Below are 9,049 nucleotides of genomic sequence, written 5' to 3' on the forward strand. Positions count from 1 at the left end.
ATGACCGGTTGCATCAGCTACCCGTACGACACCCCGCCCGAGCTGGGCAGCGCGATCGAAGTGGCGGAGGGGGTGCTCTGGATGCGCCTGCCGCTGCCCATGGCGCTGGACCATGTCAACGTCTACGCGCTGGATGACGGCGATGGCTGGACCGTCGTCGACACCGGCTTCTCGTCAAAGCGCACGCAGGCGATCTGGGAGACGCTGCTGGCGGGCCCGCTCATGGGCAAGCCGGTGACGCGGGTCCTGGTGACCCATCACCACCCCGACCACGTCGGCCTCGCCGGCTGGTTCCAGGAACGTGGTGCCGAGTTGGTGACCACGCGCACCGCGTGGCTGTTCTCGCGCATGCTGACGCTCGATTCGCAGGAGCTGCCAACCGAGGCGCAGCTGACCTACTGGCGCCGCTGCGGCATGGCGCCCCAGATCCTCGCCAAGCGCAGCGCCGAGCGGCCGTTCAACTTCTCGGACTGCGTCTGGCCGATGCCGCTGGGTTTCACCCGCATCCGGCAGGGCGACAGCATCCGCATCGGCGGCCGCACCTGGGACGTGCACATCGGCAACGGCCACGCCCCCGAGCACGCCACGCTCTGGTCGCGCGACGACAATCTCGTTCTGTCCGGCGACCAGATCCTCTCGACCATCAGCTCCAACATCGGCGTCTACGCCACCGAGCCCGAGGCCGACCCGGTGGGCGACTGGCTCGAGGCCTGCGAGCGCCTCGCCGAGCTGGCGCGGCCCGAGCACCTCGTGCTTGGCGGCCACAAGCTGCCGTTCACCGGGCTGCCCTTCCGCATGGCGCAGCTGATCGAGAACCACCATTCCGCGCTGAACCGGCTGCACGGCTACCTCGACGTGCCGAAAACCGCGGGTGACTGCTTCCCGGTGCTCTTCAAGCGCAACATCGGCGAGGCCGAGTACGGGCTGGCGCTGGTCGAGGCCATGGCCCACTGCCTGCACCTCTGGCACGAGGGCCGGGTGCAGCGGGTGCTGCGCGAGGATGGCGCCTGGACCTGGCAGGCGCTCTGAGCACGGCTGCCGGGCCTCCCGCCCCGGGGGGCCGGCAGGCATTGAAAGATCGTGCTTTTTGGGCAGGTGACAGGGCCAATCAAATCGGCTAACCAATTCCACGGAGAGACCTTAATTCACAGGGACGGAGCGGACGAATGGCTGAGCACAAGCACGGCACCATGGACATCACCGATCAGGAACAGACCTTTCACGGGTTCATCAAGTTCGTGATCCGCACCGTTGCCGTGATCTTCGTGATCGTGGTCATCATGGCGATCTTCGGCGCCTGACGCCACGTCCTCTCAGGAGCTGCCTGCGATGTACTTCCGTGCCACGGTCCTTGCCGTTCTGGCCGCCTCTGCCCTTGCGGGCTGCACGACCCCTTCGGCGAACCGGGAAAACGCCTCGCTCGAGGCCATCGCAGCGGCGGCCTACGTCCATGACGGGCCGCCTGCGCTGACGCTCTACACCATGATCAACAACCGCAGCGAGGCGGGGGCGCATTCGAGCCTGATGATCAACGCGCCCTCGCAGCGCGTGATCTTCGACCCGGCGGGCTCGGTACGGGCGGTCGGCCTGCTCGAGCGCGATGACGTGCTCTACGGCGTCACCCCGCGCATCGAGCAGTTCTACGAACGCGCCCACGCGCGCGAGACCTACCGGGTGCGCATCCAGCGTGTCGAGGTCTCGCCGGACGTCGCCGAGAGGGCGTTGCAGCTGGCCGAATCCTACGGCGCCGTATCGCAGTCGCAATGCACCGTCGCGACCTCGGGCGTGCTGTCGCAGCTGCCTGGCTTCGGGGACATCAACCGCACGTGGTTCCCCAACAAGCTCGCCGACAATCTCGCGCAGCACCCGGGCGTGACCGAGCGCGTGGTGCGCGAGGATGATGCCGACGACAAGGCCGTCGCCATCGCCCGGTTCGAGGCTCAGGAAACCCAGTAACCGCCGGCGACGAGCACTGCGGCGCCCACGACCATCGCGAGCAGCGGGTTGCGGGCGAAGTAGCCCACCGCCAGCGCCACGGCTGCAGCCGCAAGGCGGACCGGATCGGTCTCGCCTCCGGTGGCCGTGGGCCAGACGATCAGCGGCATGACCAGCGCCGGCAGCACCGACACGGCGGTGTAGCGCAGGTGGCGCATCAGCCACGCGGGCAGGGGGCGGTCGCCGACCAGCCCGAGGAAGACGAAGCGCAGCCCGAAGCTGCCGATGCCGAGCCCGATGATGACGGTCCAGAGGTCGACGCGGTCGATCATGCCGGTGCTCCCCATCTGCGTTCGACCTCGGCCCCCGCGGCCATGCCCAGCACCGCCGCGACCAGCAGGCCGAGATTGTAGGGCAGAAAGGCGAAGAGCAGCGCCGAGGCGCTCGCCACGAAGGCGGCGGACATGTGCGCACCGGTGCGCAGCCCCGGTCCCACCAGCGCGATGAAGGCGATCGGCATGGCGAAGTCGAGCCCGGTGTTCATCGGAATGTTCGAGCCGACCAGCGCGCCCACCACGGTGAAGATGTACCAGAACGGGCAGATCCCCGAGACCGTCCCGATGAAATAGGCGAAACGCTCGGCCTGGCTCAGCTCGCGGTCCTTCTCGAACTTGATGATGCCGAGCGCGTAGGACTGGTCGATGAGGAAATACGCCGCGATGCCGCGCTTCCACAGCGGCAGGTGGCCGAGGTGCGGGGTCAGCGAGGCAGAGTACATCGCCATCCGCAGGTTCACCGCCAGCGACGAGGCCAGCACCACGATCAGCGGCGCGTGGTCCTGCATGAGCTGGAGCGCGGTGAACTGGGCGGCGCCTGCGATCACCGCGACCGAGAAGCCAAGCGCTTCGGCCGCGTTCAGCCCGGCGTCGTCGGCCAGCACGCCGAAGAGCGTCGCGAACGGGACGATCACGAGCAGGAAGGGCAGGCCGTCGCGCAGCCCTCTCCAGTAACTTGACTTCACGCCGGGCCCGGCCATGGTTTTCCTTTCCGGAAGGGTTCGGCAAAGCCGTATCCAAGCCCGGGAAAAGATGCAAACGGCGCGGTCGCGGAGGACGGCGGGGACCCATGAAGCAGCGCAGAAGACCGACCCGGCGCGGGGCCTGCGCGAGCTGTCCGGCGTGGAACCGGCGGAGCGGCGCGTAGTGACCGGCGCTTTCTTCGACCGGGTGCTGATGGTCGACTGGTCCTCGGGCAACGACACCGGCCCGAGGCCGCGCAAGGACGCCATCTGGCTGGGCGAGAGCACCGCGCAGGGCGACGCCGCGCCGCTCTACCTGCGCAACCGCGTCGCGGTCGAGGCGCTGCTCGGCGACCGGATCTCGGCCGCGCTGGAGTCGGGTGAGCGTCTGATGCTGGGGTTCGACTTCCCCTTCGCCTATCCACGCGGTTTCGGGACGGCGCTGACCGGCAGCGCCGATCCGCTCGCGGTCTGGGCGTGGCTGGAGGCGCGGCTCGAGGATGCGCCGAAGCGCAACACCCGCTTTGCGCTTGCGGGCGAGGTGAACCGGCGCTTCCCCGGCATCGGGCCGTTCTGGTTCAACGGTGGCAAGGCCGATGTTCCGGACCTGCCGCGCCGCGATACCCGCACGGGCCATGGCATGCCCGAGCGCCGCGAGGTCGAGGGCGCCGCGAAGGGCAGCTTCACCTGCTGGCAGATGGGCGGCGCCGGCGCGGTGGGCGGGCAGGTGATGACCGGCCTGCCGGTGCTGCACCGGCTGCGGGCGCGATTTCCCGGTCGGATCGCCGTCTGGCCCTTCGAGCCGCTCGACCGGCCCATCGCCTTCGTCGAGATCTGGCCGTCTCTCTTGCGTGGGGCCGTGGCCGAGGCGCTGGCGGAGGGCGGGATCAAGGACGCCCATCAGGTGCGGCTGACGGCCAGGGCGCTGGCGCGGCTTGCGCCGGAGCGGCTTGCCGCGATGCTCGACGTGTCGGCGCCGGAAGAGGGCTGGATCCTCGGCCTCGGGTTCGAGGACGAGCTGCAGGCGGCGGCAAGGGAAGGGTGATCCGGCCCTGCGGGGGCCGGAGGGGGCTCAGTCGAAGGTGCCCGCGACCCGGCCCAGCAGCATGAAGGCGCGCGAGGAACGGGTGTTGGCAAGTTCCGAGATCTCGGTGTCGCTGGCCTCGGGGGTGAAGCGCGCGACCGCCCGGTCGAAGAGCCGCAGGAAGTGGTGCGCCGCATCCCGGAAGATCGGGTCCTGCTTCATTCGCGCGCTGGTGAGCGCCAGCGACGAGCGGTCGCGCACGCCGCCCAGCGGCGCGATGGCGCGGCCACGGGTCCCCTCGGCAAAGGCGCGCCAGATCTCGGGGCGGGCCATGTCGGGGCGCAGGTCGTCCATGTAGATGCCGTCCTGCGACAGCAGCGTGAGCACGTCCTGGGCGGCCTGGATCAGCTGCGCCGACTGCCGGTCCTTCAGCGCCCGCCGCAGCGCCGAGAAACCGGCCTGGTCGTCGGCGGTCTCGGGGAAGTTCAGCGCCCGGATGAAATCGGCGTTGGCGACTGGCGGCTGCAGCGCCTCGGCGGGCGTGCCGAGCGACAGCGCCGGCTGGTCGTCGCCGGGCTGGGGCGCCGCGGCGGGCGGCGCGGCGGTCTGCGCCGGGGCCACCGCGCGGGTGGTGGCGAAGGTCGCCAGCGCGGTCTCGGTTTTGCGCTGCGCCGCCATGATCTCGTCGAGCTTCTTGGCGATCGCCTGCGCGCCCGGATCCTTGCGCCCCGCCTGCGCCTGCGCGATGTAGGCGTTGCGGATCGCGTCGATGGCGGTCTGCAGGCGGGCGCTTTCCTCGCGCATCACCCGGCTGGCCTTGGCAGCAGTCGCCGCGACCCAGATCAGCGCCACGGGGATGAAGACCACCATGATCGTCAGGACGAACTGCAGCGCGTCCGTCCCCTCGCCGGTATAGAGCATGAAGACCCCGGACGAGAGCGCCAGCCACGCGACGCTGAGCGCCGCGGCCGTGATCTCGATGCCGTTGGGGCCGCCCTTCTGCGACCGGTCGTAGATTCCGATCGGGCTCTGGCGGCTGTCGTTGCTGTCGACCATCTGGAGCGGACCTTACTTGTAGTCGATGCTCAGGATCTCGTAGCTCTTCTCGCCGCCGGGCGTGCGCACCTCGACGCTGTCACCGGCTTCCTTGCCGATCAGGGCGCGGGCGATGGGCGACTTGATGTTGAGCAGGCCGCGCTCGATGCTGGCCTCGTGCTCGCCGACGATCTGCCACGTCTTCTCCTCGTCGGTGTCCTCGTCGACGACCTTCACGGTCGCGCCGAACTTCACCGCTCCCGAGAGCGTGCGGGGGTCGATCACCTCGGCGAGACCCATGATCGATTCGATTTCCTTGATCCGGCCCTCGATGAAGCCCTGCTTCTCTCGCGCGGAATGGTATTCGGCGTTTTCCTTGAGGTCGCCGAGCTCGCGCGCCTCCGCGATCGCCTGGATCACGGCGGGACGCTCTTCGCTCTTGAGCTTCTTCAATTCGGTTTCGAGCGCGGTGAAGCCCGCGCGGGTGATCAGTATCTTTTCCAAGGAGGGGGCTCCTGAACGTACGGTTCGTGCATTCCAGTCTGAGTATCGCACATAACGTGTCTCCCCGCCCCCTCGTCAAGGTCCAGACCGGCACGCGCTTGCCGATTAGGTCGCGAAAACGGCGGAATCGCGATCACGCTCCCTCGCGGGGCCGGTCCGGGCTGGTCCGCGATCGGTCCGGGGGCCCCGCGGGGGCGCAGCGCCGAGGCGCATGAAAACCCTGTCAGAAACGCACCAATGGTCGCTTGTGAGCGCTGCGACGCCGTGTTTTGATTGACCTTCGCTGCGCCGCCGCGTTAGGCCGAAGCGCAAGAAAATTTCACGGGAAGCCAGCGGAGGGGTCGGTATGTCCGGAATCGAGCGCGAGTCGATGGAATATGATGTTGTGATCGTCGGAGCGGGGCCCGCGGGCCTCTCCGCGGCGATCCGGCTCAAGCAACTGGATGCCGACCTGAGCGTCGTGGTGCTCGAGAAGGGCTCCGAGGTGGGCGCGCACATCCTGTCCGGGGCGGTTCTCGACCCCTGCGGGCTCGATGCGCTCATGCCCGACTGGAAGGAAAAGGGCGCACCGGTCAACGTGCCGGTCCGCGAGGACAAGTTCTACGTCCTCGGTGAGAGCGGCAAGCTCGGCATCCCGCACTGGCCGATGCCGCCGTTCATGTCGAACCACGGCAACTACATCGTCTCCATGGGCAACGTCTGCCGCTGGATGGCCGAGCAGGCCGAGGCGCTGGGTGTCGAGATCTTCCCGGGCATGTCCTGCTCCGAGCTCGTCTACGAGGGCGACCGGATCAAGGGCGTGGTTGCGGGCGAGTTCGGCCGCGAGGCGGACGGCACCCCCGGGCCGGGCTATGAGCCGGGCATGGAGCTGCACGGCAAGTACGTGTTCCTCTCCGAGGGCGTGCGCGGCTCGCTCGCCAAGGAGGTCATCGCGAAATACGACCTGTCCGCCGGCAAGTGCCCGCAGAAGTTCGGTCTCGGGATGAAGGAAATCTGGGAGATCGACCCGGCGAAGCACAAGGAAGGCCGCGTCGAGCACACCATGGGCTGGCCGCTGGGAAGCAACGCCGGTGGCGGTGCCTTCATCTACCACATCGAGAACAACCAGGTGTATGTGGGCTTCGTGGTTCACCTGAACTACAAGAACCCCTACCTGTTCCCGTACATGGAGTTCCAGCGCTTCAAGCATCACCCCCACGTGGCGGCGCTGCTCGAGGGCGGCAAGCGTGTGGCCTACGGGGCACGGGCGATCTCCGAGGGCGGCTACCAGTCGATGCCGAAGATGGTCGCGCCCGGCGTGGCGCTGCTGGGCTGCTCGGTGGGCATGGTCAACGTGCCGCGCATCAAGGGCAACCACAACGCCATGCTCTCGGGCAAGGCCGCGGCAGAGGCCGCCTTCGAGGCGATCCGGGCCGGACGCGAGGGCGACGAGCTCACCGCCTACGAGACCGAGGTGCGCGAGGGTGCCATCGGCAAGGACCTGTGGAAGGTGCGCAACGTCAAGCCGATGTGGTCGAAATACGGGCTCATGGGCTCGCTGACCGTGGGCGGGCTCGACATGTGGACCAACCAGCTCGGCTTCTCGCTGTTCGGCACCATGGGCCACGGCAAGAACGATGCGGCCTCGACCGAGCCCGCGTCGCACCACAAGCCGATCGACTACCCCAAGCCCGACGGCAAGCTGTCTTTCGACCGGCTGACCAACGTGTCCTTCGCCTTCACCAACCACGAGGAAAGCCAGCCCTGCCACCTTCGGCTCAAGGACGAGGCGGTGCCGGTGGTGGTGGACTACACCAGCTTCGCCGGCCCCTCGCAGCGCTACTGCCCGGCAGGGGTCTACGAGTTCGTCGAGGAAGAGGGCGGCCCGCGTTTCGTCATCAACTTCCAGAACTGCGTTCACTGCAAGACCTGCGACATCAAGGACCCGGCCCAGAACATCACCTGGACGGTGCCCCAGGGCGGGGACGGCCCGAACTACCCGAACATGTGAGGCGGCGTCGGTTCGCGATGCTTTTCTACACGCAACGATCCCAAAGCCCCGGTTTTGCCGGGGCTTTGATTTATCGGCGGATTGGCCCTTGCATCCGGGACATTCGATCCGCTAAAGGGGTCGGCGGAGAGGTGGCCGAGTGGTCGAAGGCGCACGCCTGGAAAGTGTGTAGGCGGGAAACCGTCTCGAGGGTTCGAATCCCTTCCTCTCCGCCACTTGCCTTTGATTTCATTGAGAAATCTGGCAAGAGGCCAAATCTACTCACCATCTACTACTCATTTTTGAGCGGTAGATTTGTGCGTTTTGCTCACGGAAGTGTGACAAGCCCGGCCTGTCCATCCGCTTGTCGAGCAGCCTTGCCCCTAACTTGTCCACGGCACATAGTCCCATCGTATTTTATAACGAAGGGGAACGATTTGACCAAAGACCAACTTTGGGAATACGCCCTCACGACGGGCGCGTGGATATGGGCTAACTCGCTTCCCCTTGCGCAGGTTCTCGCCGCACTAGTAACCGCAGTCGCCACAATTGCGCTTTGGCGTGTAACGCGTGTTCTTGCGGTCGAAACAACGACACTCGCCAAAATGACGGCGCAACCTTTCGTCGTGTGTTGGCTAGATTCTAGCACAGCTAGCGCAATCGCGCTCAACCTCACGCTTCGCAACACGGGCAACGCGACTGCATTTGACATTAAGGTGCGGCTAACACCGGCGCTGGCGGACAAGCCAGATGGAACACCTTCCGGCGAAGACAAAGAAACCGCCTTTGACACATCGCTACTTCCACCCGGCCAAATGCTCAGCATTCAAGGGGCGATGGGACCGCAGGTCCACGACAAAGTTTTCACGGCGAAGGTTAGTTGGTCGTCTTATCCCGGTTCCAGCGAACGCGAAACACTGGAATATACCTTTGAACCCAAAGACGGGTTTAGAGGCGGCTTCAACTCCAAAGGCATTCACGACGTTGCCCAAGAGCTTGAGAAAATTCGCAAACAACTGCCGAAGTGAAAGACTACCGGCTGGAAGCCGGTGGTTTAAATCCAATAGGTGAAAAATAAAAAGAACCCCGCCGAAGCGGGGCTAGTTGGCACTTTCAGAAGGAACACGGGTTACGCGGCTACGGCGTAGGTACTTCGGCAAACCTCTTGCACGTTGGCCCGGTCTTTCGACGTGATCGCGTACAGCGGCACGGCAAGCACGGCGGTTTCGGTTAGGTCTAGGTCATGTTGACAAATGGCGCACCCAAAGGCGTATCGACGTGATGTCGATGAAGCCCAGGAGGCTCTCCGCAGTTTTGTCGTAGCGGGTGGCGACGCGGCGGGCGTTCTTCAGCTTGTTGAAGCACCGTTCGACCAGGTTGCGCAGTCGGTATAGTGATCGGTCCACGCCAACGCGCTTTTTGCGGGACTTGCGCATCCTTTGCCCGGCAGGGCATCGCAAAGCGATGTCCCGAGAGGGGAATGACCGGCAGGACATCCCGTTTGTCCATGGTTTCCCGAATGCTGTCAGCGTCATAGCCTCGGTCGGCCAGCAGGACGCTCGGG

At 66.3% G+C, this 9,049-nt stretch carries 10 protein-coding genes, 1 tRNA gene and 1 pseudogene; 7 read left to right on the forward strand and 5 right to left on the reverse strand.

The window, feature by feature from the left end; genetic code table 11:
* From BLQ77_RS06370 to BLQ77_RS06380, 3 genes are all read left to right on the forward strand, one after another.
* On the forward strand, positions 1–1,029 hold the full coding sequence (locus BLQ77_RS06370; protein WP_089956807.1) for an MBL fold metallo-hydrolase: 1,029 nt from the start codon (positions 1–3) through the stop codon (positions 1,027–1,029).
* A gap of 137 nt (positions 1,030–1,166) precedes the next feature.
* On the forward strand, positions 1,167–1,301 hold the full coding sequence (locus BLQ77_RS06375) for an aa3-type cytochrome c oxidase subunit IV (RefSeq protein ID WP_008886997.1): 135 nt from the start codon (positions 1,167–1,169) through the stop codon (positions 1,299–1,301).
* A gap of 28 nt (positions 1,302–1,329) precedes the next feature.
* Positions 1,330–1,956: a hypothetical protein gene (locus BLQ77_RS06380; RefSeq protein WP_008887236.1), complete on the forward strand. Its 627-nt coding sequence runs from the start codon at positions 1,330–1,332 to the stop codon at positions 1,954–1,956.
* Here the strand turns inward: BLQ77_RS06380 and BLQ77_RS06385 are convergent.
* Positions 1,941–2,267 carry a branched-chain amino acid transport AzlD family protein gene (locus BLQ77_RS06385; protein WP_089956809.1) on the reverse strand — a complete coding sequence of 109 codons (327 nt, stop codon included), beginning with the start codon at positions 2,265–2,267 and terminating at the stop codon, positions 1,941–1,943. The genes BLQ77_RS06380 and BLQ77_RS06385 overlap by 16 nt on opposite strands.
* On the reverse strand, positions 2,264–2,971 hold the full coding sequence (locus BLQ77_RS06390; protein ID WP_089956812.1) for an AzlC family ABC transporter permease: 708 nt from the start codon (positions 2,969–2,971) through the stop codon (positions 2,264–2,266). Before BLQ77_RS06390 ends, BLQ77_RS06385 begins: the two co-directional genes overlap by 4 nt.
* A gap of 166 nt (positions 2,972–3,137) precedes the next feature.
* On the opposite strand from BLQ77_RS06390, the gene BLQ77_RS06395 reads away from it, so the two are divergent.
* Complete coding sequence (locus BLQ77_RS06395; RefSeq protein ID WP_242661637.1) at positions 3,138–3,998, forward strand: molybdopterin guanine dinucleotide synthesis; 861 nt, start codon at positions 3,138–3,140, stop codon at positions 3,996–3,998.
* Between the two features lie 27 nt (positions 3,999–4,025).
* On the opposite strand, the gene BLQ77_RS06400 is transcribed toward BLQ77_RS06395, so the two are convergent.
* Positions 4,026–5,033 carry a hypothetical protein gene (locus tag BLQ77_RS06400; RefSeq protein ID WP_089956814.1) on the reverse strand — a complete coding sequence of 336 codons (1,008 nt, stop codon included), beginning with the start codon at positions 5,031–5,033 and terminating at the stop codon, positions 4,026–4,028.
* Positions 5,034–5,045: 12 nt separating this feature from the next.
* Complete coding sequence (gene greA / locus BLQ77_RS06405) at positions 5,046–5,516, reverse strand: transcription elongation factor GreA (RefSeq protein ID WP_008886901.1); 471 nt, start codon at positions 5,514–5,516, stop codon at positions 5,046–5,048.
* A 346-nt stretch (positions 5,517–5,862) separates the two neighbouring features.
* Here greA and BLQ77_RS06410 point away from each other — a divergent pair, with 346 nt between their 5' ends.
* From BLQ77_RS06410 to BLQ77_RS28410, 3 genes are all read left to right on the forward strand, one after another.
* Positions 5,863–7,506, forward strand: coding sequence for an electron transfer flavoprotein-ubiquinone oxidoreductase (locus BLQ77_RS06410; protein ID WP_008887276.1), 1,644 nt, complete (start codon positions 5,863–5,865; stop codon positions 7,504–7,506).
* Between the two features lie 125 nt (positions 7,507–7,631).
* Positions 7,632–7,721: transfer RNA gene (locus BLQ77_RS06415), tRNA-Ser, on the forward strand.
* Positions 7,722–7,922: 201 nt separating this feature from the next.
* Entirely contained in the window at positions 7,923–8,513 is a 591-nt protein-coding gene (locus BLQ77_RS28410; protein WP_131821992.1) for a DUF8453 domain-containing protein, read from the forward strand.
* Positions 8,514–8,726: 213 nt separating this feature from the next.
* Here BLQ77_RS28410 and BLQ77_RS06420 read toward each other — a convergent pair.
* Positions 8,727–9,049, reverse strand: a pseudogene (locus BLQ77_RS06420) (transposase); the annotation flags it as partial.

Source organism: Salipiger thiooxidans, from assembly GCF_900102075.1.
Lineage (GTDB): Bacteria > Pseudomonadota > Alphaproteobacteria > Rhodobacterales > Rhodobacteraceae > Salipiger > Salipiger thiooxidans.